The following is a 435-nucleotide window of genomic DNA, read 5'->3' as shown; positions in this document are numbered from 1 at the left end:
CCTGATCCTCGCCAACGACGACGGCACCCTCTCCCGCTCAGCCGCCTCCGCTGCCGCCGTCAGCAGCCTCAATTGCACCGGCACCGGCGCCAACGCCGTCTGCTACGGACCGGGCGCCAATGCCAACGGCGACTTCACCACCGCCATCGGCTCGGATTCCCTCGCCATCCAGTCCGGAGCCACGGCCCTGGGGGCCAACTCCCGGGCGGATGGCATCAGCGCCACGGCCCTCGGGCGCAACGCCAACGCCACCGGAACCGCCGCTGTAGCAGTGGGGGCCTTCGCCAATGCCAATGGCATTGGCACCGTGGCCATCGGCCAGGACGCCAACGCCATTGGCGAGAACACCATTGCCATCGGCCGGGAGGCCGTTGCCAACGCGGGTAGCTCACCCCTCTCGGGAGCCATCGCCATCGGCTACCGCAGCAACGCCTC

The 435-nt window shown here is 69.9% G+C and carries 1 protein-coding gene; it reads left to right on the top strand.

All coding sequences use genetic code 11. From position 1 onward, the window contains the following. Nucleotides 1–435: hypothetical protein (locus tag ACLNEE_RS16980; RefSeq protein WP_412007463.1), on the top strand; the 435-nt coding region annotated here is incomplete at both ends.

Origin of the sequence: Aphanothece stagnina RSMan2012 (genome assembly GCF_046764815.1) — a bacterium.
In the GTDB taxonomy this organism is placed as follows: Bacteria; Cyanobacteriota; Cyanobacteriia; order PCC-6307; family Cyanobiaceae; genus NIES-981.
The sequence above is the reverse complement of the archived record's forward strand: the minus strand, read 5'-3'. Positions and strand labels throughout refer to the sequence as shown.